Source organism: Chryseobacterium sp. D764 (assembly GCF_019317325.1).
Classification (GTDB): Bacteria; Bacteroidota; Bacteroidia; order Flavobacteriales; family Weeksellaceae; genus Chryseobacterium.
In genome coordinates this window covers 648,831-670,690 of sequence record NZ_CP079219.1, presented here as the reverse complement: position 1 = coordinate 670,690, position 21,860 = coordinate 648,831, and the positions used below count along the sequence as shown (strand labels likewise).

Sequence of the window (21,860 nt, the reverse complement as noted above, 5' to 3'; positions counted from 1 at the left end):
AAACGCTAGTTTATTTCATGAGCATTATTTTTAAAAAGCGACTAATTATAGCGCTTGTATTACCTACGGCCGCCCTTTATTACGGGCAAAGTACGAAGGATTCTTTAGAGAAATCAAAATCTATTGATGAGGTGATGTTGGTAGGTAGAAACCTTTCCCAAACAGCCAAAGAAAGAAAAACTCCTGTTGCAGTTTCCACCATCAAGGCAGCGGAAATTCAGGAGAAGTTAGGAAACAGAGAATTTCCTGAGATTATGAAGTCTACCCCATCCGTGTACGTTACCAAAGTGGGCGGAGGTTTTGGAGACAGCAGAATCAATATGAGAGGTTTCGATGGGGCTAACATTGCAGTGATCATCAACGGACAGCCGGTGAATGACATGCAAGGAGGAACTGTATACTGGTCTAACTGGACCGGGTTGGCAGACATTGCGAGCAACATCCAGATTCAGAGAGGTTTGGGAGCTTCAAAATTTGTAGTTCCTTCTGTAGGAGGAACGATCAATATCGTGACCAAAGCTACAGATTCTGAGCAGAAAGCAATGATCAAAGGAGAAGTGGGTAACGATAACTACTCCAGAATATCTGCGATGTACTCTTCCGGCTTAAAAAACAAATGGGGAACAACTGTATTGCTTTCCCGTTGGCAAGGTGACGGTTACATCAACGGAACGAAAGGAGAAGGTTATTCATGGTTTTTCTCAACAGGATTTAAGCCCAATGAAAAGCATGCTTTCAATTTAATTGCAACCGGAGCACCACAGGTACATGATACGAGAAGGTCTTCAGCAACCGGAGCGAATGTGGCTACTCTACAGCAATTTGATACGTATGGAAGAAGATACAACCCTCAGACAGGGATGTTGAATGGTTCTCAGTTCAATCTGGCTCCTAACTTCTATCATAAGCCTATTGCATCATTGAACTGGGACTGGACGATGAATGATAACCTGAAACTATCTACCGTTCTTTATGGTTCATGGGGACGTGGCGGCGGTGGTACCGGATTGAACGGTTCTATCAAAAACGGCAGCGGACAAACCATGAATTTTATGAATTACGGTGCAGGCGGTGACGGTACTATCAACTGGGATATGATTTACCGCTATAACAGAGGGGGTATTGTAACAGATTATAACGGAAACACTTTCCAGAAATCAACCTTTACTGCACCTGCAGGCTCTCCTACTGATTATAACGGACAATATGTGGCTACACTGAACGGTACCAATGGTATCGTAAGAAAACAGAGTATCAATGCTCATGACTGGTATGGAGTAATCGCAGATCTTAATTACAAAAAAAATAACTGGACCTTTAACGGAGGTATTGATCTTAAAACTTACAAAGGAGCACTTTACGATATTGTGACTGACATGTTGGGATCTGATGCATTATTTGTTTCCAGTACGGCAAACGCTCCAAAAGGTTATTATATCAACAGTACCGTAAAACCGGAACCTCTTACTAAACTTAAGGATGCTCAAAAGGTATCTATACACAACGAAGGTCTGGTAAAATGGGCAGGTTTATATGGAATGGTTGAATACAGCTCTGAAAAACTAAGTGCATCCGTTCAGGGATCAGTTTCTGAACAGTACTACAAAAGAAGAGACTATATGCTGTATACTCCAGGAAACCAGGAAACAAAATGGTACCACAAAACGGGTTATATTGTAAAAGGAGGTGCCAACTATAATATAGATGAGCATCATAATGTATTTTTCAATACAGGAGTTATTTCAAGGCAGCCATTATTCAATGCTCTGTTCCCTTCAAACCAAAATATCTATAACGATGCAAAGAATGAAAGAATCTTCTCTGTGGAGTTAGGATATGGTTTCAAATCCCGTTATGTAGATGTAAATATCAATGCCTACAGAACGCAGTGGGATGACAGATTTATTTCAAGAACCTTTAATGCAGGAGCTGCAGACGTAGCCAACTTCTCACAATTACAGCTTGGAAATGCTTATTTCTACAACGCACTGAACGTTGGACAGATACACCAGGGTGTTGAACTGGAAGCGAAGGCAAGACCATTTGCTAACCTTAGACTGAGAGGGATGTTATCATTGGGGAACTGGAAGTACAAAGGAAATGCAAATTTCAATATTCTTGATGTTCAAAACAATCAGGAGGTGGCAGGAGCTACAGGAGTTATCAATATCAAAGATCTAAAGGTGGGAGATGCTGCACAAACTACAGCAAGCCTTGGAGTTGATTATAACATTACCAAAGCTTTCAGTATTGATGCCAACTGGGAATATTATGACAAGCTATATGCGCAGTTTAACCCAATCAACTTCCTTACTGAAGCAGCAAGAGAAAAAGGAATTGTAAAACTGCCAAGTTATAATTTATTTGACGTAGGTGCTTCTTACAAATTCACACTTGATGCGAAAAAGTCTTTAACATTGAGAGCGAATGTGTACAACTTATTCAACAAATATTATATTTCTGAATTAAGCTCCAATATTTTCGCAGGGGACAAAATTGCCAGCGGCCCAAATGCCGGAAAAACTTACCAGGAAACCGGAAGAGTTTATCAGGGTATTGCTGATGGTAACACAGGATTCCTTGGTTTTGGAAGAACGTGGTCTGTTGCAGCGACTTTAAGATTCTAATACAGCATCATTTCAATAATGAATTAAAAGAACCCGCCAATTCTGGCGGGTTCTTTTATATTATATAGCTATTTTAAAGAAATAAATAATACATTAGACAAGAAAAATAATCAAAATCATTTAACTCTTTTCAATTGGGTATGGATCAGGAAACGACGAATTATATTATCAACTATTTCAGTGAATTGATGACGAAACATGAAAAGTTAGCCCTAAAACATCAAATTTCTTCTTTCAAGAGTAATGAAAATCCAAAATTCAGAAAGATAATGATAGAAAAGAACTGGATAAGTTCTGATCCTAAAATCACCAATCTATTAGAAAATGGATATGAAGTTTTTAAACAAAACATTATAACTCGGATAATGACTGAAACTCCTGAAAAAGTTTTTTTCAATAATTGTCCGAAATGCAACAAACTTGCCCGTACTCCATATGCAAAACAATGCAGATATTGTGGATATAGCTGGCATCATTTAATTGTTGCTCAGTTTAAGCTCAATGATACTATCCAGATTACAGGAAGACCGTTTTTCTTACTAGGACAAATTACAGAGGGCGAAATTAATGAAGGGCAACGAATAGATTTAAGGCCTTTAGGGCTGAATAAAAAACCAGTAATTAACTCCATTGAATTTGCCCTGAAACGCAAAGATGGAAAAGCCTGGGAAGATATTGCTCTTGCCACCAATGAATTAACTGAAGAAGACAAAGAATATTTAAAAAATATAATGTCTGCCAGAAATCCGGTTGCTATCATGATAGAATAAAAGAGTTTTACTGATTGGGTACAACTCTTTCATAGGTATTATTTTATTTCGAATTCTTCGCCTGAAATGCCCTCTGATAAAAAGACTGGCTTGCAATTTTCTCCTCGGCTTCATCAATAGCTGCCAGCAGATTATTATTGTTATCGGTAATATCTCCCAGAATCTGGGACATCAGTTGCCAAACCGGTTTCATTTTCTCAATGAGTTCTTTTCCTTTTGAAGTCAGGATAAATAATCTTTTCCGTTCGTCCTGTTTATCTTTTTCCCATTGTATCAACTCCAGTTTTTCGAGTTCTTTGAGCAGGGTTATGGTAGATGGATGGGTGTACCCGATCTCATTGGCAATTTCGACAACGCTTGCGATCTCTTTTTTATAAATGGTAAAGATCACCGGAAACCATTTAAGCTCAAAATCGATTCCGAATGCTTTATAGATAAGCGCTCCATCTTTTCTCAATTGTTCACTGAGACGATGAAGTCTCGTTGATATAGCAAGAATCCCTGCTTCGTTGATCACATTCATATTCAGTCAATATTTAAATGGTAAAAAATATCATCAGCGCTCATCAAAGGGAATTTTACAGGAAGATTTCCTTTTTCAATCTTTACGAACTGATTCCTTTCGTAGAAACGCTGTGCTGCTTTCAGTACCGTTATGGTTCCCAAATATAAATCATCAATTTCGTTTTCGCGGCAGAAAGAAATTAAAACTTCCAATAGTTCCTGGGCAATATTCAGTTCTTTGCCTCTGAATTCTTTTTTAACAAACATTTTTCTGATTGCTCCTGCCCTTTCATCAAACTTAACCAGTGCAATGGAACCTACCAGTTCACCATCCACGAAAGCTCCCCAAAAGTTACCTCCTGCTTCCGTATAAAAACTTTCAATCTGCAAAAGATCAGGCTGATCTTTTATTGTAATCGGAATATTAAACTCTTTCTGTTGAATGGTCAAAATCAAATCAATGGCCTGCTCCGAGTAAGAATTTCCTATGGATTGTATTTCTAGTTTCATAGTGTTTGCATTTTAAAGTACAAAACTACGTAGTTGAGTACATATATACAAATTGATTTTACCTATTAAATAATTTTAGCATGATCAATAATTACATGAATTACATGCAATAACCTTTAAACATCTATCTATATGAAAAAACGTATGCCATTATTGACATACGTTTTTATGATATTAGATTACAAAATACGCTTACTTCCAGCCTCCGCCTAAAGCCTGATAAAGCTCTACAGCAGCTTTCATTTTACTGTATCTTGCATTTGAGATGTTCAACTCTGCATTCAATGAATTTACGCTTGCATTCAATACTTCAAGATAGTTGGCCATACCGTAGTTCACCAATTCCTGAGAATAGTCAACCGATTTTTTATAGGCATCCAGTTCTTTTTGTTTTAATTCAATAAATGAATCCTGTACAGAGAAGACTCTGATGGCATCCGAAACTTCTTTTCCAGCAGTAAGAACTGTTTTTCTGAAGTTTAAATAAGCCGTTTCCTGATTGGCAAGACTTACATCATAGTTGGTCTTGATCTGTCTTTTATTTAGAATCGGCTGAGCCAGGCCTGCTACTACATTCGCAAATAATGAATTTACACTGAATAAGTGATCAATATCCACAGACTGAAGTCCTCCGCTTCCTGTCAATTTTAAAGTTGGGTAAAACTGAGCTTTGGCAGAATTCGTCAGTTCAAAAGCATTCATTAAGCTGTATTCTGCTCTCATTACATCCGGACGGTTAGCCAACAGCTGAGTTGGGTATCCCAATTTTAAATCAATCGGAAGGTTCTGTCCTTCTAATGTAGATCTTTCAATAGAATGAGAAGGTTCTCCCATTAAAAGACTCATGGTATTTTCAAGAAGCTGGATCTGTGTATCAATATCAATCAGTAATGATTTCGCATTGAACACAAGAGCCTCACTCTGCTGTACCGCAACTTCTGTAACTGTTCCTGAAATTTTTAAAGCCTTTGTAGCTTCCAGGTTTTTCTCTCTTACCGCAATGGTTTCTGTAATAATCCTCTTCTGCGCATCAAAAGTTAACAATTGATAGTAAGCAGAAGCGATGGAAGATACCAGACTGCTTTTTACCGCCTTATGAGCAGCAACAGTTCCTAAATAGGTAGCCAGCTGTGCTTTTTCCTGTGCTCTTAATTTCCCCCAGATATCTGCTTCCCATCCAATACTCGCCGTAATGTCAAACTGGTTTACATAACGTCTTTCTCCAATGATCTGCCCAAACTGGGTGTTGATAGACTGGGTCTGAAAGGTATAGTTGGGCCCAATAGAAAGTGTCGGCTGATAAGCAGCTTTGCTTTGTTTAAGATATGCTTCTGCAGAATTAATGCTCTCTAAAGCGATTCTGATATCAAGGTTGTTTGCCAGTGCTTTAGAAATATGCCCCTGCAATATTGGATCTGTAAATATCTCTTTCCATGAAATATCTGCGATACTGGTACTGTCAGAAGGAAGCATATCCGTACGGAAAAGCTTTTCGTCCACAACGTTCTTCGGTCTTTCATATTCTTTTCTTGCCATACAAGATGAAATGGCCCCGAGTATGAAAACTGAAAAAGTGATTCCTTTTATGATGTTTAATAAACTCTTCATTATGTAAAATTAGAAGTTAGAAATAAGAGGTTGGAAGCTTGATGAATGACTAGCTTCCACTACCTCAAATTTTTAATTTTATTCTGCTAAATTGATCTCTTCTTTTTTGATAGGTTTAATTTTTTCCTGCAGTGTTTCAAAGATCACATACAGAACCGGAATTACAAATAATCCCAAAATAGTTCCTATCAATAGCCCGATTGCCGCACCCGTAGCAATAGATCTGTTACCTACTGCACCAATTCCACTTGCCAGCACTAACGGTAATAAACCGAAGATAAAGGCGAATGATGTCATTAGAATAGGTCTTACTCTGGCTTTCGCTGCATTGATGGCCGACATTACAATGGTTTCACCATGATGTCTTCTCTGAACAGCAAATTCAACAATAAGGATCGCATTTTTCGCCAATAATCCCACGAGCATGATCAGGGCAATCTGGAAGTAAATATTATTTTCCAATCCCATAATCTTCTGTCCGAAATAGGCTCCCATTACCCCAAGAGGAAGAGAAATAATAACGATCAGCGGAAGAATATAACTCTCATACTGTGCAGAAAGAATGAAGTAAACGAAGATCAAACTTAGCCCGAAAATCAAAAGCGTCTGAGATCCTGAATTTAATTCTTCTCTGGTCAACCCTGTAAATTCTACTGCATAGTTTTGATTCAGAGTTTCATTAGCTACCTGCTGTACCGCTGCAATTGCATCCCCGGAACTGTATCCGTCTGAGTTTGCTCCTGTCACCTTCACTGAAGTAAACAGGTTATAACGGCTAACAGATTGTGGTCCGTATGCTTTTGTCAATGTTACAAACTGTGAAATCGGAGACATGATGCCTGATCCTGTTCTGACATAAAGCTGGTTCAGGTTTTCGATATTTTTTCTGTTTTCAGGAAGAGCCTGAACCATCACTCTGAACTGTTTTCCATACTTGGTAAAGTCGGCAGTATAAATACCACCAATATATCCCTGCATGGTAGACAGAATGTCATTTACAGAAACTCCAAGCTGTTTGCTCAAAGGAACATTAATCTCCATCTGATACTGAGGATATTTAGTATTGAATGAAGTCTGCGCAAACTGAATTTCCGGTCTCTCCATCAGCTTACCGATAAATTCATTGGTTTTATTATCCAGATCAGCATATTCTCCCCCTGACTTATCCAGTAATACCATTTCAAAACCTGCACTGTTACCAAATCCAGGTACACTTGGCGGTTGGAAGAATACAACTTTAGCATCAGGAACAGCTCCTACAATTCCAAATAATTTTTTGGTGATATCTTCAGAAGTCTGTCCGTCTTTTTTTCTTTCTTCAAATGGTTTTAGCTTAACAAAGGCAAGACCGTTGTTACTTCCGTTTCCGGATAAGAACCCTCTTCCCGTAGAAATCGTTACATTCTGCACTCCCGGAACTTTCAATGCTTTAGCCTGAAGTGTTTTCAATGCGTTGTAAGTTCTTTCCATAGAAGCTCCCGGAGGAAGCTGAACATCGGTAAAGATAATCCCTCTGTCTTCTGTAGGTACAAATCCTTTTTTCATACTGCTGCTTGCCCAGAATAAGATACCTCCGGTAACAGCAAAAATAATCAGGGTTACCCATTTATGTCTTAACAGGAATACAAATCCTCTTCCGTAACGTTCAGTAGTTGTTTTAAAAGCGATATTAAACTTATAGAAAAACTTCTGTAACAGATTTAAATTTTTATACTCTTTATGATGCTCTGCGTGGGGTTTTAGGAATAATGAACATAAAACCGGACTCAGCGTTAATGCATTAATAGCAGAAATGATAATTGCTATAATCAGCGTAATACCAAACTGCTGGTAGAATACCCCTGTAGGTCCTGTAATGAACGTTACCGGGATAAATACTGCTGCCATTACCAAAGTAATAGAGATAATAGCCCCTGTAATCTCATCCATTGCTTCTACCGTTGCTTTTTTAGCATCTGAAATACCATGTTCCATCTTCGCGTGAACGGCCTCGACGACGACGATGGCGTCATCCACTACAATACCAATCGCCAGCACCAATGCAAATAAGGTTAAGAGGTTTAATGAATATCCGAAAAGATTCAGGAAGAAGAACGCCCCTACAATAGATACCGGAACCGCGATGGCCGGAATCAGGGTAGATCTGAAATCCTGTAGGAAAATATATACTACAATAAATACCAGAATGAAGGCTTCAATCAGGGTGTGTACTACCTTTTCAATAGAAGCTTCCAGGAATTCGTTGGTATCAAAGTTGAAAGTATATTTTACACCTTTTGGAAAAGTTCCCTCGGCTGATTTCAGATAGGCTTTGATATTTTTAATAATCTCCTGTGCGTTGGATCCCGGAGTCTGGAAGATCCCCATACTGATGGAAGGATTGTTTCCGTTTTCCCCGATTCCTGTGTAAGACTGACCTGCCAGTTCTACCTTAGCAACGTCTTTCAGCATCAGGTTTTGTCCGTTTGCAAGAGATTTGATGATAATATTATCGTATTGTTCTTTATCGTTGAATTTACCTACGTATTTGATGATATATTCAAAAGAACTACCGCTGTTCTGACCAATAGAACCTGCTGCTGCTTCTCTACTCTGCTCATTGATGGCATTGGTAACATCGGTAGGAGTTACGCTGTAGGCAGCCATTTTTGCAGGATCCAGCCAGATTCTCATCGAGTAATTTTTACCACCGAAAACGTTGGCATCCCCTACACCATTTACCCTTTTCAGGTTTGGAATAATATTAATATTCAAAAAGTTCTGAAGGTATACGTCATCAAGATCTTTATTTTCAGAATAGAAAGACATATACATCAGGGCACTGGTTTGCTGCTTCTGGGTTACAACCCCTGAACGGGTTACTTCAGACGGCAAAAGAGGTGTCGCTCTGGCCACACGGTTCTGTACGTTTACCGCTGCAATATCCGGATCTATTCCTTGTTTGAAGAAAACCTGGATCTGAGCAGAACCGTCGTTTCCGGCACTGGAAGTGATATAATCCATACCTTCCACCCCGTTGATCTGTTCTTCCAAAGGCACTACTACACTTTTCATCACCGTCTCAGCATTGGCTCCCGTATAGTTTGCGGAAACACTTACCGTAGGCGGTGCAATATCCGGATACTGCGTAACCGGTAACGAGATCAGTCCCAACACACCGAGAATCACAATCAAGATTGAGATTACGGTAGATAAAACCGGTCTGTTAATAAAGTTTTTTATCATTAGAATTTCGGTTTTATTGATTGAACAAGACTATCCATTTTGATTGGTTTCGGTTTTACTGCTGTTCCCGGTTTCAAACCTCCGATACCAGCTGCAATAACTTTTTCACCTTTATTAACTCCAGATTTGATAAGCGCTAAATTGTCAATTCTGTCAATCACATTTACAACAACGTTTCTGGCAGTATCTCCTTTTTCTACTTTATATACGTAAACAATACCTTGCTGTTCATAGGTCGCACTTTCAGGAACTACAAGAACATTATCATATTGTTGAGGGAATCTGATGGTTCCGCTATTACCATTACTTAATAATTTCTGAGCATTCGAGAAAGCAACTCTGAACTGAATAGTCCCTGTTGTAGGATCAATCTGACCGGTAATGGCTTCAATTTTTCCTTTTTCAGGATAAAGACTTCCATTAGCCAGCTGAAGCTCAACCATTGGTAAGTTTTTGATTTTCTCAGGCATAGAAGCTCCCGGAGATTTTTCAAGAAAATCAAAATATTCTTTTTCATTCATTGCAAAGTAAGCAAAGATCTCAGAAGTATCAGAAATCGTTGTCAGAGCTGTCTGATCAGACGGTCCTACCAAACTTCCTACTTTTAACGGCAGTCTTCCGATCACCCCTGAAATAGGAGCACGAATGATAGAATATTCGATATTGGCTTCTACTCCTTTATAATTGGCTTGTGCCTGTCTTTTGGAAGCATTGGCCTGCTGTAACTGAGCCTGGGCCTGAGCCAGCTGAGCCTGAGCAGTCTGTAGCTGTACATTACTGATGATGTTTTTCTGAACCAGAGGTTTTAGTTTGTTTACTTCAACCTGAGCAGCATTTACAGAAGCCTGAGCAGCTGCAATACTGGATTCAGCAGCACCGATTCCTGCTTTGGAAGCGGCCGCATTTTCGTTCAGAATATTGGTTTCCAAACGGAACAAAGGCTGTCCTTTTGTAACATATTGTCCTTCATCTACCAATACCTGGGTAATATATCCCTGTATTTTTGCACGTACATCATTGTTTACCCTACCCTGGATGGTAGCCGGAAACATCTGATAACCCACTATATTTTTTGACTCCACGGAAATAACAGGATACGGTTTGGCACCATCCTGTTTCGGAGCTTCTTTTTTGCAGGCAGTCAGTGAAAGCGCTGCAATGGAAAGTATAACTAGCTTATTATTCATTTTATAGTTTATTAAGAGATTCCTGAATATTTTCTATGTTTTTGTTTAAGAGTGCTTTGTAAACTTCTATTCTTTCATTGTATCCATCGTCTTTACTTTTTTTAAAATTGTTTAAATCATCTAATAGTTTCATTTCGTCCTGCATTTTCTGGACAATTTTCTCGAATCGTATTTTTTTGTATTCATCATTGATGAAAAAATACCGCTTCCGCTCATCCATTTTGTTATGATCAACAATAAGCTGAGCATTTAACAATAATGAAATACTGGTAGAAACGGAGCTTTTGCTCGCGGAGAGCACTTCAACAAATTCGTCAAAAGTAATTCCTACTTTCTCATAGTCAAAAAGAAGGTAGGAATAGATTTTCGATGCTAAAGGGGGTAAGCTGAACACGGTGCCATAAAATCTTACGGCATCCTGAAAAATTTTCTCATCAATTTCTATACTCTGGTGCATATATAAAAATTTGAACAAAAGTAAAAATTAGTTCAGAACCAAACGAACAAACCCGATAGAGTTTATAAATACAGGCCGGTTTAAAAATTCAATGAAAGATGATTTAACTTTTTACTTAAATTATAATCTTCTCAAAAGCTTTTCTCATGCCGTCTCTTAAAAGAACCTCTCCACAATAGGAATACCCTCTGCCTTCAAGGATTTTCAACATGGCAATATTATCATGGTTGGTATCTACTTTAATACTTTGAATGTCATGGGATTTGGTGAATTCTTCGATATGATCAAAAAATTTCTTCACCATTCCCTGTCCTGCAAATTTTTCATCTACAGCCACTCTATGAACGACTACGAATTCCCCATCACTCAGCCAAGCTCCTTCAATGGTGCTGTACGCTGGCTCATCATTCAGAATCAAAGCTCCATATACTGCAATTTCTCCGTCTACGGTCAAAACATGTCCGAAACCTTTAGCAATATCACTTTCTACAGTCCCCAAATTAGGATATCCGTTCTGCCATTGGGTACTTCCGTCTTGTCTTCTTCTTTCAATAGATTGTTGGATAATTTCCCAAATCCTGTTTCTGTCTTCAATTTGCGATTGTCTTAGTTTGATCTCCGGGTTCATGTGTAACATTTGATTTAAAAATTAAAAGATTGAATGATTAAAAAATTAGAATAACTAATAATTGCAAGAATAATTTTTTAATGGTTTGTAGTTAATTAAAAAACCGAAAATTAATTAAGATTAATTTTCGGTTCGAAGTAGTAAAATTTAAAATTATGAAATTGTTTATTGATTTTCACTTTGTTGAAGGTAAGCATCAATAATTTCAAATGCTTTTTTTTCTTCTTCCAGATCTACCATTACTTTCAGCGAAGTTGCTGTTGGGGTTGTGGTAAACGTAAGATAGTTATTTTCAACAGTATTTGTAATTTGCGCATCATCCAATTTAGACTTAACCAACTGAATTTCTGAAGGGTTATCACTTTCATAAACTGATACTCTCGTACTTCTTTCCATATTCTAATTGTTTGAGTATCTAAATATACGATGTTTTTTTTAAAATTACAAATCCCGGGTTTTAAATTTTATTAATATTGCTTTCAATTTTATCTAGTGCAAGTTGAATTTCTTCCTTTGTCACATTCAAATGAGGTCTGAAACGAAGAGACTGATCTCCACATGGAAGAATGATTAATCCATCATTGAAAAGCTCATTCATCAGGTGATTTCTCTGTTCTGCGGATGGCAGATCAACAGCACACATCAGGCCTCTTCCTCTTGCATTTGAAATTTTTTCAGGATATTTTTCAGCAAGGGCTTTCAGGCTTTCCAATAAGAAATCGCCAACTACTCTTGCATTCTCCACAAGGTTTTCTTTTTCGATCACTTCCATTACCAGCTGGAAACGAAGCATATCAATAAAGTTTCCTCCAAATGTAGAATTGATTCTTGAACTTTCTCTGAAAACGTTATTCGGAACTTCATCAAACTTTTCTTTATTGGCCAAAACACCACAAACCTGTGCTTTTTTACCGAAAGAAATGATGTCTGGTTTTGCTGTAAAGTGCTGGAATGCCCACATTTTCCCTGTAATGGCAATACCTGTCTGAACTTCATCAAAAATAAGTAAGATTTCGTTGTCATCACAGATTCTTCTTAATCCCAACAGGAATTCGTCTCTGAAATGGTTGTCACCTCCTTCTGCCTGAATAGGTTCTATGATGATACATGCCACTTTATCAGGGTGCATCAGAATAGCCTCTTCAATCTGAAGTAAAGCAAGATTTTCATTTTTGATTGTTTCTTCAAGGTTTTCTTCTGTAATCGGGAACTTTAATTTTGGATTTAAAATTCTCGGCCAGTTGAACATTGGGAAATATTGGTACTTTCTTGGGTCAGAAGTATTGGTTAAGCTCAAGGTATAACCGCTTCTTCCATGGAAAGCCTGTTTGAAGTGGATACAGATTCCAGCTTCTGTTTCTATTCCTTTTGCAAAGTTTTTACGGGTTTTCCAGTCGAAACATGCTTTCATTGCATTTTCAACCCCCATAGTTCCGCCTTCGATAAAGAAAGCATATTGTAATTCTTCAGGAATAACTACTCTTTCAAATACTTCAAGGAAATGAGCATATTCTTCCGAGTACACGTCAGCCAAAGTAGGTTTGTTCACAGCCATTCTTCCCAACCATTCTGATCTTTCTAAAAGATAAGGGTGATTGTATCCGATGGATGCTGATGCGAACATAGAAAACATATCCAGATATTCTCTGTCTGTAAGTTTATCATAAAGCCATGATCCGTGTGATCTTTCAATATCCATCACAAAATCGAAACCGTCTGCCAACACATGTTTTCCTACAGTTTCTTTTACTTTATTTGCTTTTATATCTAATGTCTGTTCCATAATAAATTTGTAGTGTGATTTAATAAGTGAATGATCAAATGACTCAAAGAATGAAGCATTTGATCATTCAGGTTATTATTTTTTTTGTTTTTTTAATGCTTTAAGTAAAGCTTTTATAAATCGAATTTAATGCCTTGTGCCAAAGGAAGTTGAGCAGTATAATTGATAGTATTGGTTTGTCTTCTCATATAGTACTTCCAAGCATCAGATCCAGACTCTCTTCCTCCTCCGGTTTCTTTTTCACCACCGAAAGCTCCACCAATTTCAGCACCCGAAGTTCCGATATTTACGTTGGCAATACCACAGTCTGAACCTGCATGGGAAAGGAATAATTCTGCTTCTCTTAAGTTCTGGGTCATAATCGCTGAAGATAGTCCTTGTGGAACATCATTCTGAATAGCGATAGCTTCTTCCAGTGTTTTATATTTAATCAGATATAGGATCGGTGCAAATGTTTCATGCTGAACGATCTCATAAGAGTTTTTCACTTCTGCAACACATGGCTTCACGTAGCATCCGGATTCGTACTCTTTTCCGGTTAAAACTCCGCCTTCAACAACGAATTTCCCACCTTCTTTTTTACATTTCTTGATGGCTTCTTCGTATTGGTTTACAGCATCAGTATCAATCAGAGGACCTACATGGTTGTTCTCATCCAATGGATTTCCGATTTTCAGCTGCCCGTAAGCTTTTGTTAATCTTGTTTTCACTTCATTGTAAACACTTTCATGGATAATCAGTCTTCTTGTTGAAGTACATCTCTGACCTGCAGTTCCTACCGCTCCGAAAACAGCTCCAATGATAGACATATCAATATCAGCTTCTTTTGTAATGATAATTGCGTTATTTCCGCCTAATTCAAGGATAGATTTCCCGAATCTTTCTGCCACTTTAGAAGAAACCATTCTTCCTACTCTTGTAGATCCTGTGAAAGAAACAAGGGCAACTCTTTTATCATCTACTAATTTCTGTCCGATTTCGTGGTCTGATACCAATACACTTGAAAGTCCTTCAGGAAGATTATTTTCCTTTATAACCTCCATCATGATATTCTGGCATGCGATAGCACAAAGTGGTGTTTTTTCAGATGGCTTCCAGATGGTAACGTTACCACAGATCCAAGCCAATGCTGTATTCCAAGACCAAACAGCTACCGGGAAGTTGAATGCAGTAATGATTCCTACAACTCCCAGCGGATGGTATTGCTCATACATTCTGTGACCAGGTCTTTCAGAGTGCATAGTGTACCCCTGAAGCTGTCTTGAAAGTCCTACAGCGAAGTCGCAGATGTCAATCATCTCCTGAACTTCTCCAAGCCCTTCCTGTAATGATTTACCCATTTCGTAAGAAACAAGTTTACCAAGATCATCTTTATATTCTCTTAATTTTAAGCCCAGCTGTCTTACGATCTCTCCTCTTTTGGGAGCCGGGATCAGTCTGAATTCCTGAAATGCCTTTTGAGCAGTTTCAATTACTTTGTCATAATCACTTTCTCCGGAAGTTTTTACTTTAGCGATCAACTTTCCGTCCACAGGAGAAATGCTTTCTATCACCTTTCCTGAAGCGAAATATTTCCCGCCTGTTGAGGTACCTTTGTTCTCTTCTTTAATACCTAAATTTTTCAGCGTTTTTTCGATTCCGAAATCCTTTACTTTTTTTGACATAAAATCTTACTTTTCGTTCTCTCTAAAGATAAAAATATTATGTGAACCTCAAAACTTTAATTTTTAATGTGTTTTTTATTTGGACTAATTATAAACATGCTTATCTTTGCAGGGTAATCATTTTGATAATCACCAATGGAAAATTCACAAGAAAATAACTCAAAGCTTAAGAAGTGGTTCAAGCGTGTGGGATGGGCAGGACTTGCTTTCTTTACCATTAAAGGCTTGATTTGGCTCGTCATATTCTACGTTGGAGCAGATAGTCTTCAAAGTTGTATAAAATAAAAAAGCAGAGAAATTTTCTCTGCTTTCTTTTTGGTATAAGGTTAATTGAATTGTTATTTATTTATTGAAAAGCTAAAAAAAGAATCCTTTTTTATATTTTCTGTAATTTAAAAAAGAGAAGAAGTACGATCTCCTGACTGCTATATTCCCTGAAAAGAGCGTTTATAACCCCTCACTTCATCTTTTTTAAACTACTCTTTCTTCTTCCTCCCTGCGTTGACCAGACCCTGATGCAAAAGGTATTCTATCTGTCCGTTCACACTTCTGAAGTCATCATTGGCCCACTTTTCAAGGAGTTTATAAGTAGACTCATCTATCCTTATTACAAAAGATTTTTTGCTTTTGTTTTCTGAAGAGTTCTGAGCTTTTTCTGATTTCATTTTCTAAAATTCTCTAACATTATTTCTGACTATTGTAGTGCAAAAAATATCTGCAGTACAATCTACTTGTTAATTTTTCACTTCTTAATTGTAAAGTGTTCCCGCATTTAATATCGGTGTGGCTGCTTTTTCTCCGCAAAGAACTACCATTAAATTGCTCACCATTGCCGCTTTTCTTTCATCATCAAGCTCAACGATATTGTCTTCTGAAAGCTTTTTCAACGCAAGGTCCACCATTCCTACAGCTCCTTCCACAATCTTGGTTCTTGCCGCTACAATAGCTGTTGCCTGCTGTCTCTGAAGCATAGCGCCTGCAATTTCCGAAGCATAAGCCAAATGCGAAATCCTTGCCTCCTGAATCACAATTCCTGCTTTTGAAAGACGGTCTGTAAGTTCCTGCTCCAAGATAGAATTGATTTTATCCCCACCTTCTCTCAGAGTAATAGGAGCATGATCATCTTCTAAATTATCATAAGGAAAGCTCATGGCCAAATGACGTACCGCTGCTTCACTCTGCATTTTTACAAAATCAGAATAGCGTTCTACATCAAAAGCTGCTTTATAAGTATCTCCTACTTTCCATACGATGACCACCGCAATTTCAATAGGATTTCCCATTTTATCGTTTACCTTCAAAGTCTGTCCCTGTAAATTCTCAGAACGTAAAGATATCTTCTGCGATGAATACAAAGGATTGATGAAGAATAATCCGTTCTCTTTTACACTTCCTACATATTTTCCAAAAAAGTTCAGCACTCTTGAATGGTTGGGCTGAATGATCATTAAGCCTTTTAAGAAAAAGCACGAAAGAAGAAAGCAAAGCATGGCAATAACCACATAGGCTATACTTTGATCCACACCACTAACAAAAAAGTAAACTGCTGCCACAAACAAGGCAAGGCAGATGACCAATGTAATATAACCTGACATGGGTTTTAATGTTTTTTCCATAATTGAATTTTAATTTGATATTATTTTGATATCATAAAGATGGTAATAAATTTTGAATTATGAATTATAAATTATGAATTTTTTACGGGCTCGTGATTCGAGGTGTTTAACTAAACGCAAAGTTCACGAAGTTAATTTATTATTAGTGCTTTACTTTTGTTAGCAAAGGACACTATTTCATTTTGCTGAGTGAAATGCCTTTGCAAACAATCAATTAACACCATAAAGATCATTGCAAACCTTTTGTGATTAAAAACTTCCAATAGTATAAATCATTAGCAAAAAAAATCCCGGAAAATAAATTCCGGGATTTTAATTGATATGTTCAATCTTTTATTTCTTCGTTAAGGCTTTAAACTTGAAATAAGAAACAGCTGATAAAAGAATCATTGTTCCTATTCCGATGTATACCCAAGCCGGTACTGGCACAGGATCTCCTGCTGCATAGGAGTGAAGTCCGCTTAAGTAATAGTTTACCCCAAAATAAGTCATTACCATTGAGCAGAATGCAAACATTGTTGCGATGTGGAATGCCCATCTGCTTCTCAATCCTGGTACCAATCTCATGTGTAATACAAAGGCATATACCATGATGGAAATGAAGGCCCAAGTTTCTTTCGGGTCCCAGCTCCAGTATCTTCCCCATGATTCGTTTGCCCAGATTCCTCCTAAGAAGTTTCCTACCGTCAGAGCAAACAATCCGATAGTTAATGACATTTCAGAAACGATTACCAATTCCTTTAATGTAGTATCGTGGTGAATTTTATAAGTTTCTTTATTAGATATAATATAGAATACCAATGAGATTACAGCAATAATCATCGACAAGGCAAAGAACCCGTAACTGGATGTAATAATGGCTACATGAACAATTAACCAATAAGACTTCAGTACCGGAACCAGCGGTGTGATCTGAGGATCAAGAGCAGAACCTCCGTGTGCAAATCCCATCATAATAACTGCCACCATGAATCCGGCTGCAGGAATTAATGCATTGGAATTTCTATATAAAAATAAACCTGCTGTAATACCTACCCAAGAGATGAAGATAATGGCTTCATATCCGTTACTCCATGGTGCGTGTCCTGAGATATACCATCTTGCAACAAGCCCTAAGAAATGGCAAAGGTATCCTACTAAACCAACCGCGATGATTACTTTAATGATTTTATTTAAAACTTTATTGGATTTAAACAGCTCAACAAATCCTAAGATTAAAAGAAGTCCTCCGATAAGAGTATAAAAAATCAATAATTTAAAGTTAATATCTGCTTTATTCATGAAAACCTCAAGATCAACTTTAGATTTTGCAGGAACTACTGCCTTACCCCATTTCTGCTGGTATTCTGAAAGCTTTGCCAGCTCTGTATCTGCTTTGCTCCAGTCTCCGGTTTTCTGTGCGGTAAGCGCTTCAGCAAAATAAGGACCCATCACCTGCTGAGATTCCATATCCGGTTCGAATTTTTGATCTAACCATGAATGCCATGTGTGGTTGGCATCATTTTTCACAGGAACAATTCTCATAAACTGACCGCTGAAGAACTCATTGAAGATCTGTACTCTTTCGTTTACAGCAATTACTTCTTTATCATAGTTCGTTTGTTCAGCTGGTTTTTTACGGAATGCAGTATTGTAATCATGCTCTAAAATATAGGTTAGATTACCATTGGCATCTGCCGGGAAAAGGTTCATCAATGAAGTATACCCTTCTTCATCTGCCTTTGTTTTATTTTTCAGTTCATCACCTCCTTTCGTTCCTACCTTGATCATAGGAACCATAGTCCAGCTTGGAGTATCTGTATTGATTGAAAGGAACCATTGGTTGGCAGTCAGATACTTTCCGTCTGTTCCTTTGAATTTATCTTTCTTGTATAGTTTTCTTAAAACATCCAATGCTTCAGTATTGATAGGAACAATTCTTCCTTCAAAACTTTGCACCAAAAGGTATCCGAATTTTTCGGCATGCTCTTCACTGATTTTGTTTCTTGCAATGATCTCATCCGGCGAAATAGATCTCATTTTCCCCATTGGTGTAGCCAGAGAGTTCTGCTTTGGAGCAGCGCCATCAAGCGGCTGGACAGATGGAGCCGGAGCGTGGGTATGATTGTCACCTTCCACATGAATGTGTTCTCTGCTTCCGTCCGTAGTTCCGTGAGTTTCAATTTTCTGTGCGTTTAAACCTAAGCTCAGGAACACTAAAAGTATTGCTGCTGCTTTTGTCTTCTTTTTGTTTGCATCAATCAGCATTTTATTTAATTTCCAGAAGTGAGTTCCTTTCCAGAAGAAGATCACAAACATTCCAAAGAATAAAAGTCCATATCCGATATAAGAAATCAAAGTTCCCCAGTAATCGTGGTTTACAGAAAGAACTGTTCCCATTCTGTCCGGATCAAAACTTGACTGGAAGAAACGGTATCCTTTATGGTTAAGAACATGGTTCATATAGATTTTATAAGGAGTTTCTTTGCCTTCGTCAATGATTTTCACATGACTTTCATAAGCACTTGGAGATGAACTTCCAGGATAGGTTTCCATCACGAAGTCATCTAATTTCAAGGCAAAAGGAGTATTATATACTTTAGGCCCGAATCCAACCATGATGTTTAATCCGTCCATAGTAACCTGTTTGTATGCATTAGGATTCCCTTTTTCCACAGAAAGGTCTACCAATTGCTTTGTTTTTGGACCCTGAAGCTCAACCTGAAGCATATCCGGAACATTAGCATCTTTCTTTCTGTCTCCTTCAATTGCCATCAGTCTTCCTTTTTTAAGACCTTCAGGTACTACAAGTTTCAGTTCGTTGATGGTATATAAACTTCTTAATGCCAAAGGCTGGAATTCATTTTTCACTGTACTTCCCGTTGCCTGAGTAGCCATGGTCATATAGCTTGCATCTACAGGAGTTTTAATGAATAACTTTCCTCCTTCATTTTTGAATTCAACCGCTCCTTCAATAGCTCTGTTGAACGTCACCAAAGTTCCGTTGATCGATTTTGTTTCGCCCGGTTTGATGTAAATATTCTGTCTTCCAGTATTTCCGGTAGATACCAAATGAAGATATTCTGCACCGTTTGGCTCAGCTACAAGGCTGTCTTTTTTTCTCTGAATGTATTCCTTGGCAAACACTTTCACTTCTTTTCCGTGGAAGTCATAAGTTGCTTTGAAATCTTTGTTCAAAGGTGACATCAGATAAGGAACGTCCTGATAATTAAGAACATCACCTTTTTCTTCAATCTGAATTTTAAAGAAATTTTTATCCGTTACAATTTCGTTGGATGTTTCACCTTCTCTGATGTGCATAGTTCCTTCAAAACTGATGTATCTTGTGATGGCACCACCGATAAAAATAAAAATAAAGGCAAGGTGAAAAACAAGAACCGGCCATTTCTCCCTTCTCCATAATCTATATCTTCCGATATTTCCTATGAAATTAAGAATGAGCAGGACCATGATCAGTTCGAACCACTTGGCCTCATAAATTAATGCTTTTGCTGTAGGAGTTCCGTAGTCGTTTTCTAAGAACGTTGCATATGCCATCGCAAATGCGTACACCAGCAACAATACAGCCATTGTCCTGGTTGAGATAAGAATATCTTGGAGCTTCTTCATGATTTATTGTACTTGACATGCAAAAATAAGCATGATAAACCATAAAGAGCTTAAAAAAAGCTGTTTTTTGTCACTTTGGCCTCTGTTTTGCTTATTTTGAAAGATTCTTAATAAGCCTGGAAAGATTAGGGAAAATTCAATTTTAAAAATCGCTTCAATCCAGATTCATAATACCTATATCAGTGATTGAATTCTTCTATTTAAAAACACAACATTAGCAAATAAACAGCTGATTTTCAATAAATAAACTTCAATTATATTACCCGAGAAAAGAAAAAGAACAATAAACCATTTTCTACAATGATATTTTCTTTCTGATTTTACTTAAAAATTCATGGGTAATCCCCAAATATGAAGCAACCTGCTGCTGGGTAAGTTTCTGTTCCAGTCCCGGATATTTTCCAAGAAATTCAAGATAGCGTTTATCTGCCGTTTTACCCGTTAATGAAAGTATTCTTCTCTGCAATGCTACTGAAGACTTTTGGTTCATGATCCTGAAAAGTTTTTCTATCTGAGGCATGGTCTCATACAAAAGCTCTTTGTCTTTTTTGGAAATCATCAATACATCGCTGTCTTCAAGGGCTTCAATATTCAGAATACTCGGAACATTATTGATCAGACTGTCGATATCTGTGATCCACCATCCTTCTATCGCAAAATATAAAGTCTGTTCAAATCCGTTTTCATTCAGATAATAGATTTTGAAACAGCCATTCAGAACAAATCCTTCAAAAAGACAATAATCTCCTTTTTTGAGAACAACCTCTTTCTTTTTAAACTTTTTGTATTCAAATGGCTTTACAAACTGTTTAAAATCCTCCTGCGAAAGGAGTATATATTGACTAATATTTTTAAGAAGTAAATCGGACATTGTTTTATTTAAGCAAAATAAAGGTATCAAATTATTGATACCTTTACAAAACTATGTTATGTTAAGTTATTTTCCGTTTAAAAAAGCATTGGCACTCGCTATTTGGGCATAAAGATTTCCAAGAGCAGATATTCCCGCCAAAAAAGACCTTTGAACCTCCGCAGCTTTCACCACTTCCCCATTAAGCTCCCTGTTTCTGGTGGCTGTAGCATCTCCGATAATTGTATTATGAAAACCGTAGTCGAAAGCGGCTCTGGTAGTTGCTTCTACACATACATCCGTCATCATTCCTGTAATTACCAGATTTTTGATTTTCTTTAACTGAAGATAGTCCATGAGATCCGTTTCCCTAAAGCTGTTGGGAAAATGCTTGGTGATTATTTTTTCATCCTCTTTAGGTAAAACCAACTGATTAATCTTGGCTCCATCCGTATCCGGAAGAAAAAAAGTGGCTCCTTCATTCGTTGAGATATGCTTGATATGAACGATAGTCAGATTATTTTTTCTGAAATATTCTAAAATCCTCTTGGTATTTTCTCCAGCCTGCTCAGCCTTTTCCAATGTCATTTTTCCTCCGGGGAAATAATCATTTTGTACGTCGATAATTAATAATGCGGTGTTTTCCATTTTTTGTTTTTGTGCGTTCATTGTAATCAGTGAAATAAATATCAGACCTAAAGTCAGAATAGTTTTGAATGTGTTTTCCATGTGTGAAATTTTCTGAGACAAAATTATAGTTGTTTTAAATCCTGACCTTTGAACTAGTTCAAAAAACACCCCTGATCTTAAATAATATCAATC

At 37.5% G+C, this 21,860-nt stretch carries 17 protein-coding genes; 2 read left to right on the top strand and 15 right to left on the bottom strand.

Going from position 1 to position 21,860, the window contains the following annotated elements; genetic code table 11:
• Positions 1-17 precede the first annotated feature (17 nt).
• Positions 18-2,627, top strand: a complete 2,610-nt coding sequence (locus tag KYG33_RS02885) for a TonB-dependent receptor (protein ID WP_180563670.1) — start codon at positions 18-20, stop codon at positions 2,625-2,627.
• 140 nt (positions 2,628-2,767) lie between these two features.
• A complete protein-coding gene (locus KYG33_RS02880) occupies positions 2,768-3,397 on the top strand; it encodes a hypothetical protein (protein WP_175627255.1) in 630 nt (209 codons plus the stop codon).
• A 43-nt stretch (positions 3,398-3,440) separates the two neighbouring features.
• On the opposite strand, the gene KYG33_RS02875 is transcribed toward KYG33_RS02880, so the two are convergent.
• The 15 genes from KYG33_RS02875 to KYG33_RS02805 all read right to left on the bottom strand — a co-directional run bounded on the left by KYG33_RS02875 (position 3,441) and on the right by KYG33_RS02805 (position 21,767).
• A complete protein-coding gene (locus KYG33_RS02875) occupies positions 3,441-3,920 on the bottom strand; it encodes a MarR family winged helix-turn-helix transcriptional regulator (protein ID WP_077417736.1) in 480 nt (159 codons plus the stop codon).
• Between the two features lie 2 nt (positions 3,921-3,922).
• Positions 3,923-4,411 (bottom strand): GNAT family N-acetyltransferase, encoded by a 489-nt coding sequence (locus KYG33_RS02870; RefSeq protein ID WP_219072636.1) that lies wholly within the window; start codon positions 4,409-4,411, stop codon positions 3,923-3,925.
• A 192-nt stretch (positions 4,412-4,603) separates the two neighbouring features.
• A complete protein-coding gene (locus KYG33_RS02865; RefSeq protein ID WP_052198577.1) occupies positions 4,604-6,019 on the bottom strand; it encodes an efflux transporter outer membrane subunit in 1,416 nt (471 codons plus the stop codon).
• Between the two features lie 78 nt (positions 6,020-6,097).
• Positions 6,098-9,244, bottom strand: coding sequence for an efflux RND transporter permease subunit (locus tag KYG33_RS02860; protein ID WP_077417740.1), 3,147 nt, complete (start codon positions 9,242-9,244; stop codon positions 6,098-6,100).
• Positions 9,244-10,431 carry an efflux RND transporter periplasmic adaptor subunit gene (locus KYG33_RS02855; RefSeq protein ID WP_077417742.1) on the bottom strand — a complete coding sequence of 396 codons (1,188 nt, stop codon included), beginning with the start codon at positions 10,429-10,431 and terminating at the stop codon, positions 9,244-9,246. The genes KYG33_RS02860 and KYG33_RS02855 overlap by 1 nt, the downstream gene beginning before the upstream one ends.
• 1 nt (position 10,432) lies before the next feature.
• The gene (locus KYG33_RS02850) at positions 10,433-10,888 is read right to left on the bottom strand and encodes a hypothetical protein (RefSeq protein WP_047384788.1); all 456 of its coding nucleotides are present in this window, start codon (positions 10,886-10,888) and stop codon (positions 10,433-10,435) included.
• A gap of 115 nt (positions 10,889-11,003) precedes the next feature.
• On the bottom strand, positions 11,004-11,516 hold the full coding sequence (locus KYG33_RS02845) for a GNAT family N-acetyltransferase (RefSeq protein ID WP_047375086.1): 513 nt from the start codon (positions 11,514-11,516) through the stop codon (positions 11,004-11,006).
• Between the two features lie 165 nt (positions 11,517-11,681).
• Positions 11,682-11,912, bottom strand: a complete 231-nt coding sequence (locus tag KYG33_RS02840) for a DUF2007 domain-containing protein (RefSeq protein WP_047422808.1) — start codon at positions 11,910-11,912, stop codon at positions 11,682-11,684.
• Between the two features lie 61 nt (positions 11,913-11,973).
• The gene (gene lat, locus KYG33_RS02835; protein ID WP_077417743.1) at positions 11,974-13,299 is read right to left on the bottom strand and encodes an L-lysine 6-transaminase; all 1,326 of its coding nucleotides are present in this window, start codon (positions 13,297-13,299) and stop codon (positions 11,974-11,976) included.
• Between the two features lie 113 nt (positions 13,300-13,412).
• Positions 13,413-14,963 carry an aldehyde dehydrogenase family protein gene (locus KYG33_RS02830; protein ID WP_047384777.1) on the bottom strand — a complete coding sequence of 517 codons (1,551 nt, stop codon included), beginning with the start codon at positions 14,961-14,963 and terminating at the stop codon, positions 13,413-13,415.
• A gap of 476 nt (positions 14,964-15,439) precedes the next feature.
• The gene (locus KYG33_RS02825; RefSeq protein ID WP_047384775.1) at positions 15,440-15,628 is read right to left on the bottom strand and encodes a hypothetical protein; all 189 of its coding nucleotides are present in this window, start codon (positions 15,626-15,628) and stop codon (positions 15,440-15,442) included.
• A gap of 84 nt (positions 15,629-15,712) precedes the next feature.
• Positions 15,713-16,579 (bottom strand): SPFH domain-containing protein, encoded by an 867-nt coding sequence (locus KYG33_RS02820; RefSeq protein WP_077417745.1) that lies wholly within the window; start codon positions 16,577-16,579, stop codon positions 15,713-15,715.
• 333 nt (positions 16,580-16,912) lie between these two features.
• Positions 16,913-20,188, bottom strand: a complete 3,276-nt coding sequence (ccsA, locus tag KYG33_RS02815; protein WP_077417747.1) for a cytochrome c biogenesis protein CcsA — start codon at positions 20,186-20,188, stop codon at positions 16,913-16,915.
• A gap of 295 nt (positions 20,189-20,483) precedes the next feature.
• Positions 20,484-21,059, bottom strand: a complete 576-nt coding sequence (locus KYG33_RS02810; RefSeq protein WP_077417749.1) for a Crp/Fnr family transcriptional regulator — start codon at positions 21,057-21,059, stop codon at positions 20,484-20,486.
• Between the two features lie 66 nt (positions 21,060-21,125).
• Entirely contained in the window at positions 21,126-21,767 is a 642-nt protein-coding gene (locus tag KYG33_RS02805) for a cysteine hydrolase family protein (RefSeq protein WP_077417751.1), read from the bottom strand.
• Positions 21,768-21,860: the final 93 nt, after the last annotated feature.

What these genes read in the sequence shown, in the direction of transcription:
- KYG33_RS02885 (WP_180563670.1), top strand. Translation starts at nt 18, where the DNA reads ATGAGCATTATTTTTAAAAAGCGACTAATTATAGCGCTTGTATTACCT.
- KYG33_RS02880 (WP_175627255.1), top strand. Translation starts at nt 2,768, where the DNA reads ATGGATCAGGAAACGACGAATTATATTATCAACTATTTCAGTGAATTG.
- KYG33_RS02875 (WP_077417736.1), bottom strand. Translation starts at nt 3,920, where the DNA reads ATGAATGTGATCAACGAAGCAGGGATTCTTGCTATATCAACGAGACTT.
- KYG33_RS02870 (WP_219072636.1), bottom strand. Translation starts at nt 4,411, where the DNA reads ATGAAACTAGAAATACAATCCATAGGAAATTCTTACTCGGAGCAGGCC.
- KYG33_RS02865 (WP_052198577.1), bottom strand. Translation starts at nt 6,019, where the DNA reads ATGAAGAGTTTATTAAACATCATAAAAGGAATCACTTTTTCAGTTTTC.
- KYG33_RS02860 (WP_077417740.1), bottom strand. Translation starts at nt 9,244, where the DNA reads ATGATAAAAAACTTTATTAACAGACCGGTTTTATCTACCGTAATCTCA.
- KYG33_RS02855 (WP_077417742.1), bottom strand. Translation starts at nt 10,431, where the DNA reads ATGAATAATAAGCTAGTTATACTTTCCATTGCAGCGCTTTCACTGACT.
- KYG33_RS02850 (WP_047384788.1), bottom strand. Translation starts at nt 10,888, where the DNA reads ATGCACCAGAGTATAGAAATTGATGAGAAAATTTTTCAGGATGCCGTA.
- KYG33_RS02845 (WP_047375086.1), bottom strand. Translation starts at nt 11,516, where the DNA reads ATGAACCCGGAGATCAAACTAAGACAATCGCAAATTGAAGACAGAAAC.
- KYG33_RS02840 (WP_047422808.1), bottom strand. Translation starts at nt 11,912, where the DNA reads ATGGAAAGAAGTACGAGAGTATCAGTTTATGAAAGTGATAACCCTTCA.
- lat (WP_077417743.1), bottom strand. Translation starts at nt 13,299, where the DNA reads ATGGAACAGACATTAGATATAAAAGCAAATAAAGTAAAAGAAACTGTA.
- KYG33_RS02830 (WP_047384777.1), bottom strand. Translation starts at nt 14,963, where the DNA reads ATGTCAAAAAAAGTAAAGGATTTCGGAATCGAAAAAACGCTGAAAAAT.
- KYG33_RS02825 (WP_047384775.1), bottom strand. Translation starts at nt 15,628, where the DNA reads ATGAAATCAGAAAAAGCTCAGAACTCTTCAGAAAACAAAAGCAAAAAA.
- KYG33_RS02820 (WP_077417745.1), bottom strand. Translation starts at nt 16,579, where the DNA reads ATGGAAAAAACATTAAAACCCATGTCAGGTTATATTACATTGGTCATC.
- ccsA (WP_077417747.1), bottom strand. Translation starts at nt 20,188, where the DNA reads ATGAAGAAGCTCCAAGATATTCTTATCTCAACCAGGACAATGGCTGTA.
- KYG33_RS02810 (WP_077417749.1), bottom strand. Translation starts at nt 21,059, where the DNA reads ATGTCCGATTTACTTCTTAAAAATATTAGTCAATATATACTCCTTTCG.
- KYG33_RS02805 (WP_077417751.1), bottom strand. Translation starts at nt 21,767, where the DNA reads ATGGAAAACACATTCAAAACTATTCTGACTTTAGGTCTGATATTTATT.